Origin of the sequence: Pelovirga terrestris, from assembly GCF_014773365.1 — a bacterium.
Taxonomy (GTDB): domain Bacteria; phylum Desulfobacterota; class Desulfuromonadia; order Desulfuromonadales; family Geopsychrobacteraceae; genus Pelovirga; species Pelovirga terrestris.
In genome coordinates, this window is sequence record NZ_JACWUN010000020.1 from 1 (window position 1) to 26,824 (window position 26,824).

26 protein-coding genes and 1 pseudogene are annotated in these 26,824 nt (G+C 53.3%); 18 read left to right on the forward strand and 9 right to left on the reverse strand.

The annotated features are described in order from the left end of the window. Positions 1–578: 578 nt before the first annotated feature. Positions 579–767: pseudogene (locus tag ICT70_RS13710) on the reverse strand (type II toxin-antitoxin system RelE family toxin); the annotation flags it as partial. A gap of 226 nt (positions 768–993) precedes the next feature. Here ICT70_RS13710 and ICT70_RS13715 point away from each other — a divergent pair. The 4 genes from ICT70_RS13715 to ICT70_RS13730 all read left to right on the forward strand — a co-directional run bounded on the left by ICT70_RS13715 (position 994) and on the right by ICT70_RS13730 (position 2,480). Further along, positions 994–1,242 carry a type II toxin-antitoxin system Phd/YefM family antitoxin gene (locus ICT70_RS13715; protein ID WP_191157601.1) on the forward strand — a complete coding sequence of 83 codons (249 nt, stop codon included), beginning with the start codon at positions 994–996 and terminating at the stop codon, positions 1,240–1,242. Further along, positions 1,232–1,513 carry a type II toxin-antitoxin system RelE family toxin gene (locus tag ICT70_RS13720; RefSeq protein WP_191157603.1) on the forward strand — a complete coding sequence of 94 codons (282 nt, stop codon included), beginning with the start codon at positions 1,232–1,234 and terminating at the stop codon, positions 1,511–1,513. The genes ICT70_RS13715 and ICT70_RS13720 overlap by 11 nt, the downstream gene beginning before the upstream one ends. Before the next feature lie 402 nt (positions 1,514–1,915). Beyond that, positions 1,916–2,185, forward strand: a complete 270-nt coding sequence (locus ICT70_RS13725) for a DUF4160 domain-containing protein (RefSeq protein WP_191157605.1) — start codon at positions 1,916–1,918, stop codon at positions 2,183–2,185. 7 nt (positions 2,186–2,192) lie between these two features. After that, a complete protein-coding gene (locus ICT70_RS13730; protein ID WP_224747070.1) occupies positions 2,193–2,480 on the forward strand; it encodes a DUF2442 domain-containing protein in 288 nt (95 codons plus the stop codon). A 430-nt stretch (positions 2,481–2,910) separates the two neighbouring features. On the opposite strand, the gene ICT70_RS13735 is transcribed toward ICT70_RS13730, so the two are convergent. From ICT70_RS13735 to ICT70_RS13765, 7 genes are all read right to left on the reverse strand, one after another. Then, entirely contained in the window at positions 2,911–3,195 is a 285-nt protein-coding gene (locus ICT70_RS13735) for a type II toxin-antitoxin system RelE family toxin (protein ID WP_191157607.1), read from the reverse strand. Then, entirely contained in the window at positions 3,179–3,397 is a 219-nt protein-coding gene (gene relB, locus ICT70_RS13740; RefSeq protein ID WP_191157683.1) for a type II toxin-antitoxin system RelB family antitoxin, read from the reverse strand. The genes ICT70_RS13735 and relB overlap by 17 nt, the downstream gene beginning before the upstream one ends. Positions 3,398–3,757: 360 nt before the next feature. After that, entirely contained in the window at positions 3,758–4,078 is a 321-nt protein-coding gene (locus ICT70_RS13745) for a type II toxin-antitoxin system PemK/MazF family toxin (RefSeq protein ID WP_191157609.1), read from the reverse strand. Next, positions 4,075–4,308, reverse strand: coding sequence for a ribbon-helix-helix domain-containing protein (locus ICT70_RS13750; RefSeq protein WP_191157611.1), 234 nt, complete (start codon positions 4,306–4,308; stop codon positions 4,075–4,077). Before ICT70_RS13750 ends, ICT70_RS13745 begins: the two co-directional genes overlap by 4 nt. 210 nt (positions 4,309–4,518) lie before the next feature. After that, positions 4,519–6,837, reverse strand: coding sequence for an FAD-dependent oxidoreductase (locus tag ICT70_RS13755; protein WP_191157613.1), 2,319 nt, complete (start codon positions 6,835–6,837; stop codon positions 4,519–4,521). A gap of 11 nt (positions 6,838–6,848) precedes the next feature. Continuing rightward, complete coding sequence (locus ICT70_RS13760) at positions 6,849–8,483, reverse strand: glutamate synthase-related protein (RefSeq protein WP_224747072.1); 1,635 nt, start codon at positions 8,481–8,483, stop codon at positions 6,849–6,851. Further along, positions 8,480–9,586 (reverse strand): class II glutamine amidotransferase, encoded by a 1,107-nt coding sequence (locus ICT70_RS13765; RefSeq protein ID WP_191157617.1) that lies wholly within the window; start codon positions 9,584–9,586, stop codon positions 8,480–8,482. The genes ICT70_RS13760 and ICT70_RS13765 overlap by 4 nt, the downstream gene beginning before the upstream one ends. Positions 9,587–9,949: 363 nt before the next feature. Between ICT70_RS13765 and ICT70_RS13770 the strand changes: the two genes are divergently transcribed. From ICT70_RS13770 to ICT70_RS13810, 9 genes are all read left to right on the forward strand, one after another. Further along, positions 9,950–12,280: a hybrid sensor histidine kinase/response regulator gene (locus tag ICT70_RS13770; RefSeq protein ID WP_191157619.1), complete on the forward strand. Its 2,331-nt coding sequence runs from the start codon at positions 9,950–9,952 to the stop codon at positions 12,278–12,280. Further along, positions 12,273–13,688, forward strand: a complete 1,416-nt coding sequence (locus ICT70_RS13775; protein WP_191157621.1) for a sigma-54-dependent transcriptional regulator — start codon at positions 12,273–12,275, stop codon at positions 13,686–13,688. Before ICT70_RS13770 ends, ICT70_RS13775 begins: the two co-directional genes overlap by 8 nt. Before the next feature lie 47 nt (positions 13,689–13,735). Continuing rightward, complete coding sequence (locus ICT70_RS13780) at positions 13,736–14,734, forward strand: AAA-type ATPase lid domain-containing protein (protein ID WP_191157623.1); 999 nt, start codon at positions 13,736–13,738, stop codon at positions 14,732–14,734. A gap of 300 nt (positions 14,735–15,034) precedes the next feature. Then, positions 15,035–15,268 (forward strand): hypothetical protein, encoded by a 234-nt coding sequence (locus tag ICT70_RS13785; RefSeq protein ID WP_191157625.1) that lies wholly within the window; start codon positions 15,035–15,037, stop codon positions 15,266–15,268. A 20-nt stretch (positions 15,269–15,288) separates the two neighbouring features. Further along, positions 15,289–15,684, forward strand: coding sequence for a response regulator (locus ICT70_RS13790; RefSeq protein ID WP_191157627.1), 396 nt, complete (start codon positions 15,289–15,291; stop codon positions 15,682–15,684). A 43-nt stretch (positions 15,685–15,727) separates the two neighbouring features. Further along, positions 15,728–15,976 (forward strand): hypothetical protein, encoded by a 249-nt coding sequence (locus tag ICT70_RS13795; RefSeq protein ID WP_191157629.1) that lies wholly within the window; start codon positions 15,728–15,730, stop codon positions 15,974–15,976. Between the two features lie 68 nt (positions 15,977–16,044). Beyond that, on the forward strand, positions 16,045–17,088 hold the full coding sequence (locus ICT70_RS13800) for a cytochrome c3 family protein (protein WP_191157631.1): 1,044 nt from the start codon (positions 16,045–16,047) through the stop codon (positions 17,086–17,088). A gap of 12 nt (positions 17,089–17,100) precedes the next feature. Continuing rightward, the gene (locus ICT70_RS13805) at positions 17,101–17,775 is read left to right on the forward strand and encodes a cytochrome b/b6 domain-containing protein (RefSeq protein WP_191157633.1); all 675 of its coding nucleotides are present in this window, start codon (positions 17,101–17,103) and stop codon (positions 17,773–17,775) included. A gap of 309 nt (positions 17,776–18,084) precedes the next feature. After that, on the forward strand, positions 18,085–18,576 hold the full coding sequence (locus ICT70_RS13810) for a hypothetical protein (RefSeq protein ID WP_191157635.1): 492 nt from the start codon (positions 18,085–18,087) through the stop codon (positions 18,574–18,576). 75 nt (positions 18,577–18,651) lie between these two features. Here ICT70_RS13810 and ICT70_RS13815 read toward each other — a convergent pair whose 3' ends face one another. After that, positions 18,652–19,716, reverse strand: a complete 1,065-nt coding sequence (locus ICT70_RS13815; RefSeq protein ID WP_191157637.1) for a branched-chain amino acid aminotransferase — start codon at positions 19,714–19,716, stop codon at positions 18,652–18,654. Between the two features lie 294 nt (positions 19,717–20,010). Here ICT70_RS13815 and ICT70_RS13820 point away from each other — a divergent pair, with 294 nt between their 5' ends. From ICT70_RS13820 to ICT70_RS13840, 5 genes are all read left to right on the forward strand, one after another. After that, complete coding sequence (locus tag ICT70_RS13820) at positions 20,011–20,796, forward strand: SDR family oxidoreductase (RefSeq protein ID WP_191157639.1); 786 nt, start codon at positions 20,011–20,013, stop codon at positions 20,794–20,796. A gap of 3 nt (positions 20,797–20,799) precedes the next feature. Continuing rightward, complete coding sequence (locus ICT70_RS13825; protein WP_337906867.1) at positions 20,800–22,083, forward strand: nickel-dependent lactate racemase family protein; 1,284 nt, start codon at positions 20,800–20,802, stop codon at positions 22,081–22,083. A gap of 21 nt (positions 22,084–22,104) precedes the next feature. Beyond that, a complete protein-coding gene (locus ICT70_RS13830) occupies positions 22,105–23,670 on the forward strand; it encodes a sensor domain-containing diguanylate cyclase (RefSeq protein WP_191157641.1) in 1,566 nt (521 codons plus the stop codon). A 210-nt stretch (positions 23,671–23,880) separates the two neighbouring features. Then, entirely contained in the window at positions 23,881–25,269 is a 1,389-nt protein-coding gene (locus ICT70_RS13835) for an FAD-binding oxidoreductase (RefSeq protein ID WP_191157643.1), read from the forward strand. A gap of 98 nt (positions 25,270–25,367) precedes the next feature. After that, positions 25,368–26,624 carry a (Fe-S)-binding protein gene (locus ICT70_RS13840; RefSeq protein WP_191157645.1) on the forward strand — a complete coding sequence of 419 codons (1,257 nt, stop codon included), beginning with the start codon at positions 25,368–25,370 and terminating at the stop codon, positions 26,622–26,624. The last annotated feature ends 200 nt before the right edge of the window (positions 26,625–26,824 follow it).

A 26,824-nucleotide genomic window follows, 5' to 3' on the forward strand; every position in this document is an offset into this window, starting at 1 on the left:
GCGCCGCAGGACCTTCCGCAGGGGTTGATAGAGCGCTTTATCCGGTCGCGTAGTGATCCTGTCGCCGGGCTGATCAGGTGTCTGCAGGCGCTTTTGGATCCCGTTTAATGGGGGAGGCGCCATCAAGGGGGGACGGGGGGGACGTTGTTTAATTGTTTAATCGATTGTCTCTCTGTTCCTCTTGCGACTCTCCGTTAAAAACCTTAACGCAGAGAAGCTGAGATGGAGTGCCGCAGAGAAAAACCTTTTTTTGACTGCCGCAATCAACATCTATCAAGGTCTGATCAATTCAAACACAGCCGGATATTCAAGCGGCAAAGGTTTTACCCTCAGATTTTCATCGATTTTCATCGCGGCTAAATGCCTTTAAATCAGGTTATTGCCTTTTCCCCAAGCTTTTCTTGGTGCACTTGGTGGCTGAGCCTGAATAACCCTGCAAAATAGATAAAATCTTTTCAACACGGCAAGGTCATCGGCAGAACCTCGTGACGTTGATTTCAGGTGTTGATCCCGCCGCGTGCGGTTTTAAGGTTCTTACCGCGACACAAGCTTGAATTTTTTTCTCTGGTGCATCTGGATTAAAAAAGCTTGTCGCTGCTCCCGTAAACTTGCTTGCGGTGGCCTATGCGCACAACCAGGATGATCAGCTCCTGATCTGGAATATCGCAAATGATACGATAATTACCAACTCGATAGCGCCACAATCCTTTCAGATTGGCTGAGAGGGGTTGGCCGAGGTCGCGGGGGTTGTCTAATTTTGCCACGCGCTGTTCAAGGTAACTGCGGGGTGGGACCTAGGGGACGTTGTTTATTTGTTGAATCAGCATTCCTCTCCTTCTCTTGCGACTAAATCGACACTCGGATAAAATTTAATCCGATCCTGAGACTAACAGACCGAAACCCTACTATCTAATCGATCCCCTAAAGGTGCCTTTAAATAACTTTTATTCTGCCTCTGAAAAATGCTATGCTTTCAACAAAGGAGGTGAAACCATGGCACATTCAATCTACTCAACCGTCACTGCGAGCATCACCGAGTTAAAGCGCAACCCAATGGGAACCGTCGCCGAAGGTGAAGGTTTCCCCGTTGCCATTCTTAACCGTAACGAGCCGGCCTTCTACTGCATTCCCGCTGCAACCTATGAAGCTATTCTTGATCGCCTTGAAGATGCGGAACTTAATGACATTGCAGATCAGCGAAAACATCAGGCTGAAATCAAGGTGACCGTGGATGAACTATGACCTGAGCTTCAAAGAAGAAGCTTTGCGTGAATGGCGAAAACTTGATCCGACGGTTCGCACCCAATTCAAAAAAAAGCTTATTGAACGCCTTGATTGTCCACGCATAGCTTCTTCGCAATTACTTGGCCATACCGACCGATACAAAATCAAACTGCGCAGCGCCGGTTTTCGCCTGGTCTACGAAGTACGTGATACCGAACTACTTGTCGTTGTCATAGCCGTGGGAAAACGTGACAGGAACCTGGTCTACAAAGCCGCAGAAAAGCGTTAATGCCAAGGAGCAGGGGCGGTTCACGAACCACCCCTAGGGTGGCCAAAGAGGGTCATTCTATATTGTTGAATCAACATTGGATTGTCTCTCTGTTCCTCTTGCGACTCTCCGTTAAAAACCTTATAACAGACGCTGAAAAAGAGAGTAGCGGAGCAAAACCTGTTTTTTCCGCATTCAACATCTATCAAGGTCTGGTCAATTCAAACACAACTGGACATTCTAGCGGTAAAGGTTTTTCCCTCAGATTAATATTGATTTCAGCTAATTTCATCGCGACAACAGGCCTTTAAATCAGATTGTTGCCTTTTCTACAAGCTTTTCTTGGTGGCTACGATGAATTTGTTATTTGCTTAATCGGGTGCTATAATTTTAAACAGATAAGTTTTTATAAGGGGATTGACCATGCCAACCATCAGCATGTTTTATGGAATACTAGTGTCTTTGTTTTATGAAGATAACAACCGACACCATACGCCCCATTTTCATGTTCGCTATCAGGGTTCAAAAGCATCTATCGCGATGGAAGACGGGCGAATCCTGGCCGGCACAATCCCAAAGAAGCAACTGAGGTTAATCCAGGCTTGGGTTGAGCTGCATCAAGATGAACTTTTTGCTAACTGGGAGCTGGTAACGAACGGTGAGGAGCCGTTCCGCATTGCCCCTCTGCAATAGGAGTCAGATGATGGATATTCTTCTCGATGTTGTACGTGTTAAGGCCAAACCTGGACATATCCTGGAGCTGGAATTTGAGAATGGCGAGATTCGTCGTTTTGATCTCACTCCCTATCTGGACAGAAAGCCTTTCAATCGGCTCAAAGATTGTTCCTCGTTTTTTGGAGCACATATTGAATATGGTACCGTGGTCTGGCCGGGGGAGATAGATATCGCCCCGGAAACACTATATGACCTTTCCGTTCCGATCAACGGCACGGAACATCTACGTACAACTCACGCAGAAAACGCCTGACCAGTCGGGGTCACCAAAGAGGGTACGTTGTTTAATTGTTGAATAAAAAAGCTTCAACGGAGAGACGTTGAGATGGAGAGGCGGAGAGAGAAACCTGTTGTTGTTTTTTGCCGCGATAAATATCTATCAAGGTCTGATCAATTCAAACACAAACAGAGATTCCAGCGGTAAGGTTTTGACTTCAGATTTTCATAGATTTTCATCGCGGCAAAAAGCTTTTAAATCAGGTTGTTGTCTTTTCCCCAAGCTTTTCTTGGTGCACTTGGTGGCTGAGCCTGAATAACCCTGCAAAATAGTTAAAATCTTTTCAACACGGCAAGGTCATCGGCAGAACCTCGTGAAGTTGATTTCAGGTGTTGATCCCGCCGCGTGCGGTTTTAAGGTTCTTACCGCGACACAAGCTTGAATTTTTTTCTCTGGTGCATCTGGATTAAAAAAGCTTGTCGCTGCTCCCGTAAACTTGCTTGCGGTGGCCTATGCGCACAACCAGGATGATCAGCTCCTGATCTGGAATATCGCAAATGATACGATAATTACCAACTCGATAGCGCCACAATCCTTTCAGATTGGCTGAGAGGGGTTGGCCGAGGTCGCGGGGGTTGTCTAATTTTGCCACGCGCTGTTCAAGGTAACTGCGGATATCACGACGGACTTGTGGATCAAGTTTTTTGACCTGCTTTTTGAGTGATTCAAGGTATTTAATTGTCCAGGCCATGCCAGAACTCGTCACTCTCTAATACGCAATCATTGCCGCTTTTAAGGTTTTCTATCGCCCTCTCACTCAGATAAATATCCTCAAGAGTGTCAAGGTGGACCTCAATAGCCTCACGGGCATAATAACTCTTGGTGCGACCTGTCGCCTTAGCTAAGGCCTCCAGTCGCTGTTCTGTCTCATCGGAAAGACGGATTCCCAACATGATCATGGCTCCCATATCTGATCTGTTTAACATGTTTACTGTGTTTAACATTGTAGAGTGCAAATTGACGTTAGTCAACCAGCAAACCAGGCTCTGGTTTTGTGTGGGGGGGGGGGCTGTTTAATTGTTGAATCAAAAAGCCTCAACGGAGAGACGCTGAGATGGAGAGCCGCTGAGAAAAACCTGTTTTTTGCCGCAATCAACATCTATCAAGGTCTGATCAATTCAAACACAGCCGGATATTCAAGCGGACACAAGGTGGGACATTCTCTTAATTATCTCAGTACAAACCTATCTCTTCTGATTCTCCAACAAATAATCTACAACCTTGTCGATGGCGATAATTTCTGTACGAAGCCGTCAGCATTCATCCAAATCAAGGGCAAAAGCCAAAGCCTGTGACACTTCCTGCATTTTGCTGCTGGTGAGCGCTGTGACCACTGTTCCCAATCGCGATTTCTGAACGGTCTGGAGATGATCACAGTTGACGGCACACCGTTGCGGCATGCCTTCTTCAGGGGTCAAAACAACTTCTGAAGGGATATCTCTGATTCTGGTAGTGACTGGTGCGATCGTGATGTCGCTTAAGTATTGAATTATGGAATCACGCGTTAACACGAGTACCGGCCGTTTTTTGTCAGGCTGATTAAATTTGTACCAGCGAACTTCTCCGCGTTTCATTCATCGCCCCATTGTTGCTCATTTTCCCAGTCCCCGAATTCTTCTCTGGCGACGGGATGGCGCAGATACCCCTCACGTTGTTGCTGCTCGCGTTGCTGGACATAATAACGCTCGACCGCGTCTTTAAGGGCATGACGGGCGAATGCCGATCTGCTGGTGTTCAGCTTGGTTGATACCAGGTCAACCGCTTCGAGCAGATCTTCGTCCAATGTCATCTGAACGGTTTTCATGATGGCCTCCATGTGGATAATTATAGCTATATTAATCCACATTAGACCTGTCAGTCAATTATACGACGGTGACAGTCCCATCCAATTAACCATATTAAGCCACCAAGGCTCCAAGTCCTCCAAGAAAATCCTATAACAAAAGCTTAGCTTCTCTTGGTCTTCTTGGTGCCTTGGTGGCAATGATTATGGCGATTGAAGGGCATTCTGTGCTTACACTACCTGCTCCATCCCCCAGATGCCGCATGGGCAGATACCGGCGCAGATGCCGCAGCCGATGCAGTACTGACTATCCGACACATACTCAAACTTGCCGCTTTCATCTTCGACCCGGCGGATCGCCCCTTCCGGGCACGCCTCCAGGCACATGGTGCAGTCGCGACAACTGCCGCAGGACATACAACGTGAGCGTTCACCGGCGGCGCCGGCTTTAAAACGGCCGCGATTCTGGGGTCGATAGAGCTCTTTGCTCATACACTCGACCGCAATGGCCGGCGCTTTCTTTTTGGCGACCGGCGTCTCGCCACGCAACCAGGTATCGATATAATCAGCCGCATCACGTCCTTGGCCGATAGCGTGGGTCAACAGGCCGGGCTTGACCGTATCACCGATGGCAAACACCCCCGGGGCCTTGACCAGTTGACCACAATCATCAACCAGTGCCATCCCGCGTTCATCGAGCCAGTCCCGCGAGAGATAGCTTAAGTCGGGGCGCTCGCCGATGGCGATGATGACCATATCGGCAGCAATCAGTCTGCCATCCTTGGTGTGCACCCCCTGTTCATCGATTTTTGCAGTGAATACCGGCCACTCGATGGTGCCACCAAGCGTTTCAAAGTGATCGATCTCTTTTTTATAAGCTGCGGGGCGCTGGATATCGATGGCGGTGACTTTTTTCGCGCCCATGGCATAGGCCCCGAGTCCCGTATCCATGCCGGCATTACCGGCACCGATCACCACCACCCGTTCGCCGACCGCCGGGTTTTCACCACGATTGATGGCTTTGAGAAAATCGAGCCCCTTGACCAGCCGCTCATGACCGGGGAAGGGAATAACCACAGGATTGTGAGCACCGCTGGCGATAACGATGGCATCGTGTTCCTGCTGCAACTGCGCAAAGATGGGGGCATCAACACTGCTGCCGGTATGGATGCTGATGCCGAGCTGCTTGATCCTCGCAATTTCGAGATGCAATGAGGTTTCCGGCATGCGTTCTTTGGGGATGACCTGCCGCAGCTTGCCACCGACCTCGTCATCGGCTTCAAAAACCGTTGCTTGGTGACCCTTAAGGCGCAGCTGCCAGGCGGCGGAAAGTCCGCCGGGGCCACCACCGATAATGGCGACTTTCTTACCCGTATCAGGCGCCGGTTCGGGTGATTGGGCCTCAAGGGATAGGCGCCCGAGGTGCGGCATGGCGACGGCATGGTCGATGAGCTGACGGGTGCAGGCATCCATACAGGGGTTGGGACACACCTCGCCGCAGACACTGCCGGGGAAGGGGGAATACTGGAGCACCAGTTCGATCGCCTCCTTGTGGTTACCCTGACGCAGCAGGGCAATGCGATCCTGGGTCGGGATCGACGAGGGGCAGGCCGATTCGCAGGGAGCGCAGAAGGCTTTATTGCGCCAGTGGGGGATCTTCAGACGGTCGTCACCGGCATTAACCAGCCCGGATATCTGATCATAGTCATCGGTCAACAGCCCGCCGAAAATCCCGCCATCGGGCACCCACTTATTAAGCCGGAACTCGCGCATGCTCGGCCGCATGCTGTGGTAACGCTGGCGTTCCTCGTAGGTCTTGGCGGTAATCTTCTGCCACTGGGAAAAATCGGTGAGTCGGTCAAGGTAGTCACTGCGATCAATGGCATTAAGGAAGACCGGCATACCGGCGCGCAAGAATTCCCGGTCTGCGTCATCGAGATCAAGCAGCCAGACTTCATCCGGGAGGTTTGCCACTGGACCACGCACATAGATGGTGCCACCGACCATGCCGACACAGCTGCGATCCCCCAGGACGGAAGGGTCCTCTTCACAGCCGATGCCGCAGATCACCGACGTTCCTCCCCCCATAAACTCAAAGGAAAACGAACCGGTATTCTTGAATACCCAGAATTCCGGAGGCGGAAAGGCCGGGTCATGTTTCATCAAGGAACCGGATCGGGTGCCGACCCGCCCGGCGACATAGATCTTGCCGCTGGCCGCACAGTGGGCGGTGGTGTCACCGCTATCCCCCTTGATAATCAGTTCAGCGCCGGCGTTGAGCCAGCCGGCATCCGCCGGGGTGGAGCCCTCAACGACAATAGTGGTACCGGCGAGACCAAAGGCCCCGACCCGCTGACCGGGGTTTTTAACGGTAAAGCGCAAGGGAGCGCCATCTGCCGACCACAAGGGACCACCGATCACATGATGGCCGGAGGCAAGGACCTCAAATTCGGTTTCACCCTGGCCCAAGGCTGCATAAATCTGCTGCAGCAAGTGCTGGGTGGAAAGACGCTGGTTGTTGTTATCAAAGCCTATGATCTGAGCTGCCATGCTAAACCTCCTTAACATACATGCTGGATTTTCAAGCGTTCGGCCACCGCGCGGTCGGTGGATACCAGCGCATCAGCACGCCCCACCGGCAAGGTGGAGTTACCGATCGGTGCCATCAATTTTTTTAGCTCCTGATCCATCGCCAGGTAATAGTTGACGATGTTCTGGGCTACCCGGTCCGGGTCAAGACGGCGCACCAGTTGCGGTTCCTGAGTGGTAATACCGGCCGGGCACAGCCCGGTGTTACAGGCGTTACAACGCCCCATATCGTTACCGACACAGCCGGCCATCTGCAGAATCAGCTTGCCGGTAAAGACGCCGTTGGCTCCCAGGCAGATCATCTTGAAGGCATCGGCTGCCAGGTCGCCGGTTTTACCGAGACCGCCGGCGGCCCACAGGGGAATCTGCCCCTGCCTTCCTTGCGTGACCGCCGCCAAATAACAGTCGCGCAGCTTGCTGACGATGGGGTGACCGGTGTGGTCGAGGCTGACCTCGTGGGCCGCACCGGTGCCACCATCGATCCCATCAAGGAAGAAACCGCCGACAATATTATAGGGATCACGCACCAGGTTATTGAACACGCTGACGCTGGTCGCCGACGCGGCGACCTTGATCGCCACCGGCACGCGAAACTTGAAAGCGGCATTGAGGGATAGGAACATCTTCTGGACACTTTCCTCAATCGAGTAGAGCCCCTGATGATTAGGTGGGCTCAGCAGATCGGTCTTGGGCACTCCTCGGATCGCCTGGATATGTTCGGCTACTTTACCGGCCTGGAGCAGGCCGCCATCGCCGGGCTTGGCGCCCTGACCGATCTTGATCAGGATACCGGCCGGGTCTTCAATCATATCGGGCATGCTGGTGGCAATCCGGTTCCAGCCGAAATGTCCGGAAGCAATCTGCAGGATCATGTATTTCAGATATTTTGAACGCAGCAACCGACGGGGTACGCCCCCCTCACCGGAACACATGCGTACCGGCAGGCCACATTCCTCGTTGAGATAGGCGGTCGCCATGGCAACCGCCTCCCACATCCGCCACGACAAGGCCCCAATCGACATATCACCGATAATCACCGGATAGACCCAATTGACCGGCGGCGTCAGTTCGCCCAGATTCATGCCCTGATCGGTCCCGGCTATAAATGGCAGGCGCCCCGGCGGCAGAATCCGCCCGAAGGGAGCGAGCAGATCGAAGCTGTGACGCTGAGCATCCAGACTCGGATCGGTCATCTGGGAGATCCGGCCAACCCGCAAGCGATCGAGGGTACGAACCGCCCCCTCGAGATTTTTGCGTCCCCCGCGCTTGATCGAATCACCACCTAAGCAGCGGGTCACAATCGGATGGCGGGTATCGATATTGCGCTCGGGACGAATAGCATCGTTGGGACAGACCTTTTCACACATGGCGCAACCGCGACAATAATCACGGATCGAAGTCCCCTGACGGATCACCGGCACCGCGGAAAAGCGCGCCTTGGGTTCGGGCAGATCACCTTCGGAGAAGACCATGCGGCGGCGCTCGACCTTAGGTCTAATCGCCCGGAAGGAGCAGGTCGCGACACAGGAGCCACACAGGGTACAGCGACCGGCATCGTAACGGATCTTCCACGGCAGATCGTTGGCCGTGAGATGATTGACTTTCATTGTTTCCACCGCTGCACCTCCAGTTCATCGTTGATAACGACAATTTCCCGTTCGTTGGGGTAGATGTCGTTTTCCCAGTTGCGGTCGGGGAGCACCTCGTTGATGCCACACACCTCTGATGAAATGACCACGGTTTCATCATCGTAACCAACCACCACCGGCCGCAACTTCTTAGCATCACAGCAGGTAAACAGGGTGTTGTCGGGGAGCATGCCGATAATGGTGTTGGGTCCGTTGATCTCCAGATGAGCCAGAGACTGGCGGATCGCCAGCAATTGCTTACGCTCCTGGCGCGCGTCAATCTCATCAAATGGCAGGGGAGTGACGACATGCTTGTAATATGACAGGGGCCAGCCGAGTTCGCGGTGAACATAATGGAGGGTATAGAGAAAACACTGGGAATCTGACTCAAAACCAATATAGCCGCGGTGCAACTGCTGCTGAAATTCCTTGTTCTTCAGGTAGAAGGTGTTTTCACCGTTGGCCAGGGCGGTATAGCCCTGCAGATGAAAAGGATGGGCGGCATAACGGACAATGTCGTAGTTGGTATTCTGCCGGCATTGGGCGGTAATCACCTTGGCAGTAAAGGTGGTGTTGGCCTGCCACAGATTGAAATAGGTGCCGATATCACGCGGGTCACCGATCTCTTTGAGGGTCAGCAAGTCAGGCCAGAACGAATAAACGAAGCCCTCTTGATCTTTTTCCAGCGCCTTGCGTAGACGCAGGCGGGTATCCAGGAGCAGTTCTTCCTTCTCTTTTTGCGTCGATTTTTTGTAACTGCGCGGATAATTGAACGTCTCGAACACATAGTGAGGCATGGCGTTGATATCAAGGCCCGGCTTGTCGTTGACCTCAGGTGACCACTGCATGACCCGGTAAAAGCCGATCTCATGGAGGATATCCTCAGCCATCTTGATCCCCTCGGCGGTACAGGCCATGGACAGGGTCGGCAGGGTCTTATAAGGCTCAAAGATCCCGCCGAGATCCTGCATGACCATGGCAAAACCGGAGTTGTCATGCCCTTTCTGTTGCGACTGCATCAACTGCAGCGCCATACTGGGGTGTACATAGTTCAAACTTTTAATCGCGCCGATTCGACACATGGGAAAACTCCTTACAAGGTTCAAACCCGGGAACAGCATCAGGGTGTAGCTACGCAACGCGCGCCCTCAAAACCTTGGCAGGATCTATGCCAATCGCTAAAACAGGAGCCTTAAAAAGATTTTTCTTTTTTAAATTATATAGTTAAGTGCAAAACATCAAAATAATTATACACCGCGAGAAACACAGACACCTCCCCCGATCAGCTATGTGAGTAAATAAAGACTTGATTTAAGTAGCTAGTGCTTCACAAGACAATGGCGAATCATATTGACTTGCCCGACTTTTTTGTTACTAATTCTAGTGCTGGGGCACAGCCCAAATTTTTCTCAATCACCCTGTTTATTCCCAGAAAGATCGGCTTCATGGCACCGTCTACACCAAAATCCGATCGTCCTACCGCTATCATTGTCACCCTGGTGTTTCTCGTTGTCAGCACCTTCTGGAATATGCTTTCGGATCATCTCTTTGCGATCCTGCTCAATCGCCCTGAAATGAACCAACATTCGACCAATATCGGACACTGGTTCTTCATCATATTTTCTGCGATCATGCTCTACTGGTTGTTACGCTTCTGGGAAGCTTCCGTTGCGGAAACCCAGGAATCCCTGAAGAAAGTCAATCGCTCCCTGCGCAGTGTCAGTGAATGCTCACGAGCGATCACCCGGCTGGAGAATGAAGAAACCCTGATGCAGGAGATCTGCCGCATCTGTGTCGAGGTCGGCGGACACCGCATGGCGTGGGTCGCCTTTAAGCAAGATGACGCCCAAAAAAGTCTCAAACCGGCAGCCCACTGGGGAGCCGATAATATCTACCTGGAAAATCTCAAGGCCAGCTGGTCAGCTGACAGCGACATAGGGCAGGGCCCGGCCGGAATCTGCATTCGTACCGGTGAAATGGTGATTTTTCAAAACCTCCTCGCTGATTTCCGTTTTAACCCCTGGCTCAAGGAGGCGCGCAAGTACGGTTACGCATCCTGCATTGCCCTGCCGCTCATCGACAATGGACGAACCTTTGGCGCGCTGGTCATCTTTAACGGGATAAAGAATGCGTTCGCCCCGGACAAAACAGAACTGCTGGCGGAGATGGCAGAAGATTTATCCTACGGCATCAAGACGCTGCGCATGCAGAAGATACATCAGGAAGAAGTTCAAGAGCGCCTGATGCTGGCGGCCGCCATGGATCAGACATCGGACGGCATCATCACCTTCGACACCAACGCCACCATTCAATACGTCAACTTCAGTTTTCTCCACCTGTGCGGGGTGCCGGAGAATCGCTGCGTCGGGACCTCGCTTCACAACTTTGAGTGCTCACAACGTAATCCCGAATTTTATCGCGCTATCCTCAAGGTGTTTGCAACCAACCAGCCCTTTTCGGGACATTTTATCAACAAGCGGAGCGATGGGAGCCCCTACGATATTGACGCCTGGATCGCGCCGGTCTTCGACGCCGACGGCAGTGTCATCCGCTATGTTGCCACCGTCCGGGACATCAGTCAGGAAATTGTTCTACAACGCCAGTTGCGCCAGGCCCAAAAAATGGAAGCACTGGCCACCCTTTCAGGCGGAATTGCCCATGATTTCAATAATATTCTGGCCATCATCATCACCAACACCGAGATGTGCCTGGAAGACGCCGACGAACACGATCCTCAGCGTCCGTTTCTCGACCTGATCCTCAAGGCCGGACTGCGTGGCAAGAACCTGGTCCGGCAGTTTCTGACCATCAGTCGCAAACCCGAACAACCGCAAAAACCGAGCAACCTGACCCATGTGGTTGAGGAGTGTGTGAGCATGTTGCGCGCGACCCTGCCCACCACTATCGAGCTACAGCAACAAATCCCGGCTCAGCTGAGCCCAGTCTTCGCCGATCCAACCCAGATCCATCAAGTGATCATGAATCTGTGTACCAATGCTGCCGATGCAATAGCTGGACAAAATGGAGTTCTTAATATCAGTCTTGATGAAATCACACTGTCAGTCGACAGCCGAACAAATTATCCAGAACTCCCTGGTGGCAACTACGTCCGCTTGATGGTCACTGACAACGGTCACGGCATGAGTCGGGAGGTGCTCGATCGCATTTTTGACCCCTTTTTCACCACCAAGGAACAGGGCAAGGGAACCGGACTCGGTCTCTCCATCGCCCACGGTATCGTCAAATCCCACAAAGGCCATATTTCTGCCGTGAGCATCCTTGAGGGCGGCACCACTTTTACCGTTCTACTGCCGGCAACCACAGAAATGGTTAGCGGCGGTGACGACAGCAGCAGAGCGCAATACACTTTCGGCAAGGAACATATTTTGTTCGTGGATGACGAAGCCGACTATGCCACCAGCATCAACATCGTACTCGAGCGTTGCGGCTACCAGGTAACAGCCCGCACTGACAGCCGGGAAGCACTTGACCTGCTGCGTCAGGATTCTTTTTCCTGCGATCTGCTGATCAGTGACCAGACCATGCCCCACCTGACCGGTACCCAGCTTGCGGCAGAAGCGCTGAAACTGCGGCCGGGATTACCGATTGTTCTCTGTAGCGGCTCCTCACCTGAAACCGATCCGGCCGTCAGCAATGCCAACGTAGCGGCCCTGGGAATCAGCAAATTATTGCTGAAGCCGGTCAGTCGCACTGAACTGCTGACAACGGTGGAGCAGCTATTAACAGCACCCGGAGCGGGGATCGCAAATGAGTAGCATCCTGATTATTGATGATGATGAAATGATGTGTGCGACCCTGTCGGCACTGGTTCAGCGCAAAGGCCATTCACCAAGCTGCGCGACGACCCTACAACAGGGGAAAACCCTGCTTGAAACGAATGATTTCGACATCGCGTTTCTCGATGTCAGGATGCCGGACGGCAACGGGCTGGAGCTGCTGGCACAGATCAATGCAACGCCGTCAGCGCCGGAAGTGATCATTATTACCGGCTTTGGTGACCCTGATGGGGCGGAGCTGGCGATCAAAAGTGGTGCCTGGGACTATATCGAGAAGGGATTTTCTATCAAGGAAATCACCCTGTCACTGGAACGCGCCCTGCAATATCGCAAAGAGAAACAGGAGGTGTTGCGCGGCAGAAAACCGATTCCTCTGCAGCGGCCCAACATCATCGGCAACAGCCCGGCCCTGAGTGCCTGCCTTGATCTGGTCGCGCAATCTGCCGGCAGCGACGCCCACGTTTTTATCAGCGGCGAAACCGGCACCGGCAAAGAGCTATTCGCCCGGGCAGTGCATGAGAATAGTGCTCGCCGGAGTGAAAGTTTCGTTGTCGTTGACTGTACTGCCCTGCCGGAAACCCTGGTGGAAAGCCTGCTCTTCGGTCACGAAAAGGGGGCTTTTACCGGTGCAGAACGTAGCCGCGAAGGGCTGGTGAAACAGGCCCATAAGGGCACCCTGTTCCTCGACGAGGTCGGGGAACTGCCGATGAGTCTGCAAAAATCTTTTCTGCGGGTACTGCAGGAACATCGCTTCCGCCCTCTAGGGGCGACGCGCGAGATAGAAAGTGATTTCCGCCTGATCGCCGCTACCAATCGCGACCTCGATGCGATGGCTGAGGAAGGCTCTTTCCGGAGCGACCTGCTCTTTCGCCTGCGCTCGTTTGTGATTGAACTGCCTCCTCTGCGTAAACGCAAAGAAGACATCAAGCCTCTGACCCGCCACTATGTTGATCGCTTCTGCGAACAGCACTGCAGCGGGCCCAAAGGGCTGGATACGGAATTCCTCAACATGCTGATGCTCTACCCCTGGCCCGGCAACGTCCGGGAACTGGTCAACACCCTGGAAAGAACCCTCACCGCCGCACAATTTGATCCGACCCTTTTTCCCCAGCATCTGCCGAACCATATCCGCGTTCATGTACGCCGCGCCGCCATGGAAAAAAATAACAGCGAAACGGAACCGTCAGTTCCAGCCATAAGTTCGGAGAGCCTTCCCAAGCTGCAGGATTATCGTGAAGAGGTATTAAACCACGCCGAGCAGCACTACCTGACCACCCTGATGGCAAAGACCCTTACGGATATTGGGCTGGCCTGTGAGATCTCGGGGCTGTCGCAGTCACGCCTTTACGCGCTGCTGAAAAAATACGACATCAGTCGCAAGGGCTAAGCCTAAGCCCCCCCCACATCCATCTGTAGCAATGTTTGGCGCAGCTTATGCATAACTATCTGCCGGAAGCTAAATCACGGGCCCTTTACCAACAAGGTGGACAGACCATGACCCAGCAGTGCGCACCCACCATCCCTGAGCTTAAATCGCTGATAGAGCAACTCTGCTTGAGTCGTGCACATCTGGAACAACTGCTTGACCAATTGTCCGGCCTCACCACCAGGGCAGACTTGGCAAACTTAAGTCCTGCGTCACAGGAAAGAACTGATACCCAGCAGGAAAAGACCCTGCAACCCGGAGATCAGGACCCAGCAACTTCGCCCCCCCCGCAAACAAACGTTATCGCAGCGGATGCCCGGATGCAGATCGCCGCCGGCTTGGCGCGCGCGATGGCGCAGACAGATGCGGCGGTGCTGATTCAGGGTGCTACCGGAACCGGCAAAAACTTTTTTGCCAAACTGATTCACCACCACTCTCAACGCGCCCAGTATCCTCTGATCACCATCCCCAGCCGTCAGTTCAACCAGCCTGACCCTCTGTCGCACATCGAAACCTTCCTGGATGAAGCAGGCAAAGGGAGCCTGATTCTGGAAGATATCGACGAACTGCAACCAGCGGCGCAGGAACACCTGGCGAAGATGTTAAACCAACCTCTTGCCTGCCGCTTGATCAGTCTGAGCTGCAATGACCCCGATGAATTGGTACGCCACGGCTATTTTTCTGCCCTCCTGCTTGAGCAGTTGCGGGAATGTTATATTGCCTTGCCGCTTCTGGCGGGTCGCGGTGCCGATATCGAGCAGCTAGCACGCTACTACTGTCAACAGTTTTGTGCCGCTGCCGGCGTTGCAGAAAAACAGTTGTCCCCTGAGTACCTTAATCTGCTGACGCTCTATGCCTGGCCCGGCAACGTTCGCGAACTGATCAACACCCTGGAGCAGTCGCTGCTCTGCGCCGGTGAACAAAAAAACCTCTATGCCAAGGATTTGCCTGCCCATATCCGCATTCAGACCCTGCACCTGTCCTCTGCCCGCAAAAAAGGGCTGTAACAGCCTAACGACTCAGCTCCTTTTTCTTGCCGCCGGGCCGCTGCTGAACAGATGCCTGACATCACCCTGAAGCCAACGATGCCGGCAGCCGGCGGATTCCTGAATAAAAGGAATTTTCCTGCCGAGCAGGAAATCTTGAGCTTCGGTCCACCTTCACCCTCTCCCGCTGATCGCTCCTAAAATTCTAAGCTGCTGTTTTATCTTGTTTTTTGAAATTGTACGACGGATTTTAAGTTGTGGCACTTAACTTGCTTAACAACCAGATACGATATTTAATCCCTTTCCATACCGGAGATTAGCATGAACAGAATTCATAACCTTTGTCTGGCCCTTGTACTCGCGCCACTGCTCATCGGCGGAATTATTCTGTTGGAGGTGATGGGCTTTGAAACGAGCCTGCTGACCAAGCTCTTTATCGTGTTCGCAGGCACCATCGTCGGCTTTCAATGCGCACCCGCTGTTTTGCTGTTTTCCGGACTGATCAAGGAAACCTGCGAGGGACGTAACGCGCTGGGCGACAAATCAACCCGCTGAACCAACCCAGGGAGGCCACCATGTATGCACGTAAGGTGATGATTGTTGATCGCGATACTTCTGCCCAGAAAAAAATGGCGGGTTTTTTTGAAAAATCTAACTATGAAGTCACCACAACCGCTTCTGCGGCCTATGCCATCGCCCAGATTGTGAAAAAAAATCAGCCGATTGTCATCCTTGGTGACAGCTTTGAAGAAAAAATTTCTGCAGTTGATGTCATCGCCCTGATGCGCCGCTGCAACAAAGACCTGCGGATTATTCTGGTTTCCGATGACAGTTCATTAGAAACCCTGCGGCGAATCCGCGAAGACGGCATCTTTTACCATGCCCTGAAACCGGTCAACCAGGAAGACAATGAGGAACTGATTTCTGTTGTTGAATATGCACTAGGTGGATCTCCGTTGATTGTCAACTGACCCTTTAATTCACCATATTTATTCTCTTAAAAAGGAGTATGTCATGAAAAAAATCAAACAAGTCATTCTGTCGCTGATCCTTACCCTTGGTGCCGTCGCTCCTGCTTTCGCCCAGGCCGGTGCACGTGAAGACAACAGCATGGTGCTGACCTATCTGTTCCTGGGAACCTGCGCGCTGATCATCCTGCTTCAGTTTGCTCCTCTGATGGCCATGGTCTTCGGCATTGTCAAAGGGATCTTCGGTAAAAAAACGCAGACAGAAGCAAAGACTGTTCCGGTGAAAACCAGATGAAAGCACTCTTTCTATGGTCTTTGCGACCGGATTGCCGCACGTTATGCTGTGCACGGGGAGGAATCAGGATGAACTGTTTTTATATAGACAAGCTGTTGCCTATGATCTTGGGGTTGATGTTGTTCTTCATGCCATGTTCCCTGCTTGCCATGGACGCGGATTACTGCCTCATGTGCCATGGTGATACTGACATGGTCAGTGGGTCGCTCCTGATTGAGGCGACAACCTTTGACACTACCGCCCACGCCATACTTGGCTGCACTACCTGCCATGAGTCGATCGACGACGAACACCCCAATGGTGACAGCAAACTGAGCAGAGCGACCTGTCTCGACTGTCACGATCATCTGGGGCAGGAATATATGATGACCGATCATGCCAACTATGCCACCTGCGGTGATTGTCATAATCCCCATGAGGTCCGCGCCATGGACGCGATGGCCGGCTATGACATGAACGACAAGTGCTTTAAGTGTCATGAAGTGCCGGCCATGGTCGACCTGCACAAGCAGTGGCTACCACAGGCCAACCTGCATATTGCTAAACTTCCCTGCATCACCTGCCATACCGGCTCCGAAGGGTACGAGATTGTGCTCAATATTGTTGCCAAGCAGGATGACCGCTTTTTGAGTCGTTATGAACTGCCCGACTATCAGACATTACAGGAAATCAGCGGTGAGGCGGGAATCCTGAGCCTGATCGATAACGACGGTGACAGCTTCATTACCCTAAGGGAGCTAAAAGCGTTCAACCGCAACCCGAAGTACCGTGACCTGCGCCTGGCTGGAACCATGGTACCGAGTGACGTGTCGCATGATTTGTCGACCCTTGACAATCGCTACGACTGCACCTTCTGTCACGTATCCGGGCCCCAAAGTATGCAAACCAGTTTTCTTGCCATCCCGAATCGCGACGGCGGCTACCAACGAATCCAGGTAGAGCAAGGCGCCGTCCTTGACGCTCTCTACGGCACACCCGACTTTTACATGGTTGGTACAACCAGAAGCGCGTCGATGAATATTATCGGGCTGATTATTATTTGCGGTGGTCTGGTGATGCCGGTCGGTCATGGCTTGCTGCGCTTTTTAACCCGCAAAAACCGCCAACACTAAGGGGATTTGGTCATGAGTGAAAATAAAAAAGTTTATCTGCAACCGACACCTGTACGGATCTGGCATTGGCTGAATGCTTTCGGCATCATCACCCTGACCGTTTCCGGGGCGCAGATCCGATTTCCCGAATATATTACCCTGCTTGGCAACTATAAATCGGTCATCTACCTTCACAATACCGCCGGCTTTGTCGTCGCCATATCCTTTACCTTCTGGTTTTTTTACTATGTTTTCATCGCACGGTCGATGGCAAACCTTTATGTTCCTAAAGTTGAAGAGCTGAAAACCGGGCTGTTGCGCCAGATCAAGTTCTACTTTTTAACCTACTTTCTGGGCTGGGAGAATCCGCACCACCCGACCCCCAAGAATAAATTCAATCCGATGCAGAAATCAGCCTACCTCGCCATTATGTTTGTATTGATGCCGCTGGTCAGCCTGACCGGCATCTTCATGACCAATGTTGAGCCGCTGCGGGGTGTGATCGTCATGTTGGGCGGTTTGAAGATTCTGATGAATTTTCATTTCCTTCTCGCCTGCTGCCTGATCGCCTTTCTGCCAACCCACATGTACCTGACCACCCTTGGTCACACCCCACTTGAACACATAAAAACCATGTGGACCGGCTGGGAAGAAGGCGAAGAAGAGGTTTCGGGGAGCGAACATATCGGTACAGTGTCAACCCGCTGATCAGCTGTCACAATCTAATTACTTTATCAAGGGCGACACCTGCAGGTGTCGCCCTGCTGCATTTAAGCCCAACGGAACAAAAACGTTCTTTATTCTCCGGTCCTTTACGCAGAGCAATTCCTATCGATGAGGAAATTTCCCGCCGGGCAGGAAATTTGTTCATGCCCCCGGGAACAACCTTCTTAAAACACCCCCTTAAAACGGCCCACCCTCCCTTTTTTTAAGGGAAAAAAGCCAAACAAGTTGGCACGACTACTGCTTTAAATAAGTAGCAAGATCCGTAGCAACCAAGTCACGATGGAGGCCAACATGACAAAGAATGATCAATCCAAGGGTGGCACTGCTACCCACACCAGCCGGCGGCAGAAGATCCGTGACAATGGTCATCATCTGGCACGTCACAACCTGTGGGAACTGTTTCTTTTCCTCCTGGTAAGCATCTGCGCTTACAATGTACGCGAGTTGAACCTGTTCACCATGGCCTCCGAACCTCTGCGCCAACTTCTCGGCTACCCACCACCGGCCTATATGATCAGCATCGCCCTGGCCGTCTATTTTGGTTCCTCCGTGGTTCTGGGGCTGAAGGCCCTGGCGTATCGAACCAAACCGACAAGCACCTGGAACCATCTCGGCTACCGCAGTGCGTTCTATTTCTTTTATAGCTTCACCGGCAGTATCGCGGAACATTTTTTACCCGTACTGCTGCTTGGGCTGTTGCTCTATGGACTGGATCAGTGTCATCTGCGCCTTTACAACCAGGGCACAATGCATGGTTTTGATGGTGTCTCAGAAAATCTATGAGCAGGGAAGGGCAATGACGAGCAGGAGAAATACGCCAGATGCGCCAGGGGCGCATCTGGTCAAAAAAGAGAATGGCTACAATAATGTGACCCAGTTGTGAGAATCCGCTTCCTTGCCATACTGGATAGCGGTCAGCTTATGATAAAGCTCCATCGTCAATTTACCGGGCTGACCGTCGCCCAACCGGACACAGGAGTCTTTGTAGCAGAATGAACCAACCGGCGAGATAACAACCGCCGTGCCGGTGCCAAAAGCTTCAGTCAAGCGACCATTTGTCGCCCCTTCCATCACCTCATCCACGGTCAGGGCACGCTCTTCAATCTGATAGCCCATGTCACCAAGCAGCGTCAGGGCACTGCGCCGGGTGATGCCGTCAAGAACCGTCCCACGCAGGGGTGAGGTGACAATCTTGCCGTCATAAAGAAACAGCATATTCATGCTGCCGACCTCTTCAACAAAGCGCTTTTCTTTGGCATCAAGCCACAACACCTGATCGTAACCGTCCTCGGCTGCCTGCTTGGCGGCATAGAGACTGGCAGCGTAATTACCGCCGGTTTTGGCCTCCCCAGTGCCCCCTTCGGTAGCGCGCACATAAAAATCGGAGATCCAGATTTTCACCGGTGCGACGCCACCCTTGTAGTAGGCACCCACCGGCGACAGGATGATGTAGCACAGATATTTGTTGGATGGACGAACCCCGAGCATCGGCTCTGTGGCAATCATGGTCGGGCGGATGTATAGACTGGTGCCTTGATTATGGGGAACCCAGTCAGCTTCGAGACGAATCAGCTCAAGCAGAGCATCGAGAACGAAGCGCTCGTCAACTTCCGGCATGCACATGCGCCGAGCGCTGCGATTAAACCGCGCGAAGTTGTCAGCGGGGCGAAACAGGGCGATAGTGCCATCGGCACGACGAAAGGCTTTCAGCCCTTCAAAAATTTCCTGGGCGTAGTGAAAAACCATAGCGGCCGGATCCAGGACAAAGGGGGCGTAGGGCTGAATCCGGGCGGAATGCCAGCCCTTACCGCTATCGTATTCCATGACAAACATACGATCGGTGAACTGCTTGCCGAACACCAGGTTGTTTTCGTCGCTGATGCGTGGTTTGGGGTGGTCAATCGGAAGAATTTGCAGATCCATGGCACCTGTCTCCTGCGGTTGATGTCAGTTGATGGCGTCGCAAAAACTCACCAACGGCTGCATTGCTGCCATTGCATTTGGCGCTTTTTTCTTCACCATCCAACCTGATACTTTTTTGCAAAGGCATCTCAGTTATTCCGGATGAAATACTTAGCACAGCCGCCCGCTCACCTGCAACACTATCCTGATCCTTACAGCAGGGGAAAAAGTCAACAGGAACGGTTGTTTGACTCTTGTCTGAGGGACTTGTGATACAGTAAGGTGATCATTGGCCTTTTTACAAGGAGAATATCCATGGATCTGCAATTGCAAGGACAGGCGGCACTGGTCATGGCCTCGAGTCGAGGGCTGGGCAAGGCGGTGGCAACCCAATTGGCCCTTGAGGGATGTCATGTCATGATCACCGGTCGCGATGCGACGGTTCTGAAACAAGCCCGCAGCGAGATCGCCGCCCAGACTTCCAGCAAAGTAGCTGCCTGCGTAGCCGACATGAGCAACCCAGAGGATATCAGCAAACTGGTCGCAGACACCTGTGAACAACTGGGCGGCATCAATATCCTGATCAACAATTCCGGTGGCCCACCGGGGGGAGACTTCGATCAACTCGATGATAGCCACTGGCAATCGGCCTTTGAATTAACCCTGCTGGCCTACGTGCGTACGATCCGCGCCAGCCTGCCCGCCCTGAAAAAAAATGGCGGGCGCATTATCAATATTACCTCCTCGTCGGTGAAACAACCGATTCCCGGCCTGCTGCTTTCCAACGCCTTTCGCATGGGGATGCTGGGCCTGGGCAAGAGCCTGGCCAACGAACTGGCAAAGGACAAGGTCCTGGTCCACACGGTTGCACCGGGACGGGTAGCCACCGATCGCACGGTCTACCTCGATCAACTCAAGGCCGATCAGCGCGGCGTTGCGATAGAGCAGATTCGCGCAGAGAATCAGCAGCTGATTCCTTTGGGGCGCTATGGCAAGACTGACGAATTTGCCCGAGTTGTCACCTTTCTCGCCTCACCGGTATGTTCTTACATGACCGGCGATATTATCCAGGTTGATGGCGGCATGATCAAAGGGTATTAATCAGTGACCGATATTGTTTTAAAATACGGCTCCACCAGCGTCCCCTGTCGTCTGCCCGGCGGCCAACTGCTGCAGATGAAGCAGATCACGGCGTTGCAGCCGGCCCACCAGCTGGTCAATGAGGCACTGCAGCATCCGATCGGCACGCCGCCATTGCCGGGGATGGTCAACGCGGGGGACAAGGTGGTCATTGTCACCTCTGATATTACCCGGTATTCGGCCAGCGAGGTCTATCTGCCTCTGGTAGTTGATGAACTCAATCGCTGCAGCATAGCAGATGAGAACATCAGCATCCTCATCGCCCTGGGAATCCATCGTGGACAAACAGCAGAGGAACACCGCAAGATCCTTGGCCCTCTCTATGGCCGCATTGCTGTTTATGATCATGATTGTGACGATCCTGAACAGCTGGTCGACCTGGGGATAACCGATGGCGGGATTCCGGTGCAGATCAATCGCCGGGTGATGGCCGCAGATCGGGTGATTGTCACCGGGACCATCGGCTTTCACTATTTTGCCGGCTTCGGTGGTGGTCGCAAGGGGCTGGTGCCGGGGGTTGCGAGCCGCGAAACCTGTATGGCCAGTCATTTTGCCGTGTTTAATCCGCCGGAAATCGGCGGCAAACACCCCTCTGCCGTGACCGGGGTGCTCGCCGGCAACCCGGTCCATCGCAATCTGTTGCAAGCCGCGCAGCGGGTCGAACCTGACTTTCTCCTTAATACCGTGCTGGGGCCGAACAAGGAAATCGTTGCCGTCTTTTGTGGTGAACTGGAACAGGCGCATCTCGCCGGTTGCGAGCTGGTACGCTCCCTTTATAGCGTGCCGGTCACCGCTGCCGCTGATCTGGCAATTATCTCCTGCGGCGGCGAACCTAAAGACATCAACTTTATCCAGGCGCAAAAAGCCCTTGATTACGGTTGCCGGGCGGTCAAGCCAGGGGGTACGATTATCTTTCTTGCTGCCTGTCGCGACGGGTTCGGTTATCCGACCTTTTTCGACTGGTTCCGTTATCAGGATCTTGACCAGTTCGAAGCGGCCCTGCGCGCAAACTACCAGATTAACGGACAGACCGCTCACGCCGTGCTGGCCCGCGCCCGACGCTTCCGCATCCTGCTGATCAGTGAGTTCAACAGTGAGCAAACTGCCGCTATGGGGATGGAAAAATCAGCCGATCTGCAGACCGCTCTTGCGCAGGTATTACCCACCCTGCCCAGCAATTTTTCCAGCGTGATTATCCCCGACGGTGGGACGATACTACCGGTCGTTACGCCCCCGACGACAACCTGAAGACGACAGGAATAACAAGACATGGCAACCCGACAAGAGGTTTTAAAAAAAGTCATTGATTCGGGGTCCCTGCCGACCCTTTCAACGGTCGCGTCGACCCTGATCAACATTACCGGCAAGGAAGAAACCACCACCTATGACATCAGTAAGCTGATTGCCCAGGATGTTTCCTTGTCAACCAAGATCCTCAAGGTGGTCAACTCCTCCTTTTATAATTTTCCCAACGAGGTCGGCACCATTCAACAGGCGGTCGCTATCCTCGGCACCAATGCGGTGCGCAGTCTGGTGCTGTCCTTTTCCTTTTTGAATCTTGAACGGCCCCGCCATGGCAGCGGCTTCAACTACGAGCAGTTCTGGGAACAGTCGTTGGCAGCGGCGGTCACCGCCAAACTGATTATGGCCAAGGTCTCTTCAGAGCGTGATCAGGAAGACATCTTTACCGTCAGCCTGCTGCAGAAACTCGGCAAACTGATTTTTGCCAGCGCCTATCGTGACCTTTACGACGAACTGCTGCAAGAGGCGGACGGTGATGAGGGGCGGTTGCTGCAACTGGAAGAAGAGCGGATCGGCGCTAACCATGCCTTTATTGGCGGCGAGGCGGCGCGCCACTGGAACTTTCCCGACAGTCTGGCCATCCCGATTGCTCACCATCACGACCCGGCAGGCTACACCGGCAAGAATGCCGGGCTGCTCACCGATATCCGCGTTGCTCATCTGGCCTCGCTGGTCGCCAACATCATGTACTCCGGCAACCCGATTGGCTATCACACGCCGTTTCGTGACGGCGCGCGCAAGATGTTCAAGCTCGACACCGACGCCATTGATCAGATTCTTACCCGGGTCAACACTGAAGTAGAGGCGGCCGCCAAGTACTTCGGCCTGAAGATTGAAGGTACGGCTTCTATTCCGGAATTGCTGCAACAGGCCAACATTGAACTGAGCCTGCTCAACATGAGCTACGAACAAATCAATCGCGAACTGGTACAGGCCAAGATGCAACTGGAAAAACTGACTAAAGAACTGGAAACGAAAAACAGCTACCTTGAGGGAATCGTTAATCTGGACGGCTTGACCGGCATCTATAATCATCGCTACTTCCAGGAATTTCTCGATAAAGAACTCAGTCGCAGCAATCGCCTTGGCAACAAGCTCTGCCTGGTTCTGGCGGATATCGATAACTTCAAGAAATTTAATGACTTTTACGGTCATCAAGCGGGCGACTATGTTCTCAAGGAATTTGCCGGACGCTGTAACAGCATGATTCGCGAATATGATTTAAGCGCCCGCTATGGCGGCGAGGAGTTTGTTTTTGTCCTGCCGGAAACCACCATAGAAGATGCCCTGATCGTCGCGGAAAAAATTCGCGCTGAAATCGAACAGCATAAATTTGAGTATGATGGTGACGACTACCGGGTGACCTCCAGTTTTGGAGTAGCCCAGTTTGACGGTAATGACAATGGTCGCCGCATCACCAAAACGGTACTGATTGAACGGGCCGACCAGGCCCTCTACAGTGCCAAGAAAAAAGGGCGCAATCGGGTCGAAGCCTACGCGGAAAAGACCGGCTGGTTCGGTAAAGCCAAGTAGAATTAGTGTAACTATTCACCACTGTCCTTGCGCAGGGTCGGGGTTTCTGTGGCAAGGGTGTTTGTCGCCATGGATGGCGACAACAAGCGGTCAGGGATGACGAAAATGCGTCCCTTGACAGAGGAACCCCGATCCGGTGCTGAACAGATACGAATTATTTTAGTAGGTCATTTGACAATGCTTTAGAGAAAAGTGATCGAAAGGTATCCCATGCTTGACAAGACCATTATCAGCAACCTTGAACAGATCGTCGGCAAAAAGCACGTCCTCACCGATAAGGCCTCACTGATCTGCTATTCCTATGACGCCACCCAGCGCAAGTTTCTGCCGGCGGCAGTGGTGCACCCCGGCAGCACCGAGGAAATCAGCCGGATCATGGCCCTGGCCAACCAACACCGGATCCCGGTTTATCCACGCGGCGCCGGTAGTGGTTTTACCGGCGGCAGCCTGCCGACCAGCACTGACGGTATTGTCCTGGGCCTGACCCGCCTTGATCGGATCCTTGAAATTGACGAGGAAAATCTGGTGGCGACGGTGGAGCCGGGGGTGGTCACCGAAGCGTTCCAGAAGGCAGTGGAAAAAGTCGGCCTGTTCTACCCGCCTGACCCGGCTTCGTTAAAGATGTCGACCCTCGGCGGTAACGTGGCCGAGTGCGCCGGTGGTCCGCGCTGTGTCAAATATGGCGTCACCAAGGACTATATCATCGGCCTTGAGATCGTCACCCCGACCGGTGACATCATTACCACCGGCGGCCCCACCATGAAAGGGGTGGTCGGTTACGACCTGACCAAGTTGATCTGCGGCAGCGAAGGCACCCTGGCGGTCATCACCAAGGTCATTATCAAACTGCTGCCCCTGCCGGAAGCCAAAAAAACCATGCTGGTGCTGTTTGACTCCATCGACGGCGCCGCCCAGGCGGTCTCCAGCATTATCCGCAACAAGATCATCCCGGCGACCCTGGAATTCATGGACGGCCGCACCCTCGACTGTGTGCGCGATGCCACCAGCCTGGAAGTACCGGATAGCGCCCGCGCGGTGCTGATTATTGAGGTCGACGGTGACCGCGAATTTCTTGACAAGCAGGCCCATAAAATCGCTGAAATCATCAAGCCTCTGGGCGTAGTAGAAACACGGATTGCCGAGACCCCGGCAGAAAGCGACGCCCTGTGGCAGATCCGCCGTTCCGTCTCGGCCTCGCTGCGCCGCGTCAACCCGGACAAATTCAACGAGGATATCTGTGTACCACGCTCCAAGGTGCCGGAGATGATCCGCAAGATCGACACGATCTCCGATAAGTTCGGCGTCCCCATCGTCAATTTCGGTCACGCCGGTGACGGCAACATCCATGTCAATATCATGATCGACAGCAAGATCCCCGGCGAGCAGGAAAAAGCTGACCAGGCGATCGCTGCTGTCTTTGCCGGGGCGCTGGAACTCGGCGGGACCATGAGCGGTGAACACGGGGTCGGGATCATGAAGGCGCCCTTTGTCGGCATGGAACTGGGCAATGCCGCCATCGACTACATGAAAACCATCAAAAAAGCCCTCGATCCCAACAACATCCTCAACCCGGGAAAAATCTTCCCGAGTGATGTTTAAAACCTGTTAGCCACCAAGGCACCAAGAACGCCAAGAAAAGCTAAGTTTTTTTGTTTTTCTTGGTGAACGTGGAGTCTTGGTGGCAGAGATTTAAGCTAATGGCCAAACTTAAAACCCTTGAAGATTATCGTGACGAGATCAAGCATTGCGTTAAATGCGGTGGCTGTCGTGCCCATTGCCCGGCGTTTGGTGCTGAGCATCATGAAGGGCGGGTCGCGCGGGGGAAAATCGCCCTGGCGGATGCCTTGCTTGACGGCGAGGTTGACCTCGAAGAACAGTTCTTGCTCGACATGTCCCAGTGCCTGCTGTGTGGCAGCTGTTACGCCCAGTGTCCCAACAAGGTCCATACCGAAGAGATCGTCGCCGCGACCCGGCGCGAAATCGCCCGGCGCAAAGGGCTATCGACCTTTGGTTTCGGCGTCGCGACGGTGCTTAAGCACCCGAAGCTGATGAACCTGCTGGCCAAAAGTGGCGGCACATTGTCGAGCCTGTTATTCAAAAAAATTCCTGAGAGCAGTGGTCTGCGTCTGCGCTTCCCTGCCCCCTTCATCAGTGCCGACCGAACCCTGCCACCGGTCACCGCCAAGCCCTTTCGCGAGCGCTTTCCTGAAGTGATCCCCGGCAAAGAGGGTGCCCCGACCGTTTTGTTTTTCACCGGTTGCGGCATCAATTACATGTATCCGAAAAGCGGCGAAGCCCTGATCAAGGCGCTGAAGTTTCTCGGAGTAACCATCCTGATTCCGCAGGAACAGGCATGCTGTGGTCTGCCGGCGGTATCAGCCGGTGCCGGCGAAACGGTGGAACGACTGGCAGCCATTAACCTGGAAATGTTCGGCAAGCACAAGTATGACACCATCGTGACGGCCTGCGCCTCCTGCCATTCCGGCCTGGGACAGATTTATCCGGGGATGATTGATGGCGAAGGGGATTATCAGAAGAAGATCCGTGACATCTTCGTCTACCTGGTGGAACAGGGACTGCCGGAAAAGCTCGAACAACTACCCAGGGCCGAAAAACGGATCAAGGTGACCTATCACGATCCCTGCCATCTGCGCAATCACGGTATCACCAAGGAGCCACGGGCGATCCTCAAAGCGTTGCCCCAAGTCGATTTTATCGAATTGCCGGGGCCGGGAAGCTGCTGCGGGTTGGGGGGAACCTACTCGGTCTATCACTACGATACCAGCAAGAAGATCGGTGCAAAAAAAGCCACCCTGATCGAGGAAACCGGCGCTGAGCTGGTCGCCACCGACTGCCCGGGGTGCATCATGCAACTGCAGGACAGCATCAACCACGCCGGCGGCAACCAACGCGCAGTCCATATCCTCGACCTGCTGGCGGAAGCGCTCCCTTAAAAATTTAGCCACTAAGGCTTAAGGTTCGCCAAGAACACCTTAGGGCTGAATTGTGGAAAGCAAAATATCCGCCGCCATGATCTCAGATTATATCGGTTCAGCGCCGGATCGGTGGCCCTGTGGCAAGGGTTGTTGTCGCCATGGACGGCGACAACAAGTGGTCATGGATGACGAAAAACGTCCCTTAGCCCAACGTTAGG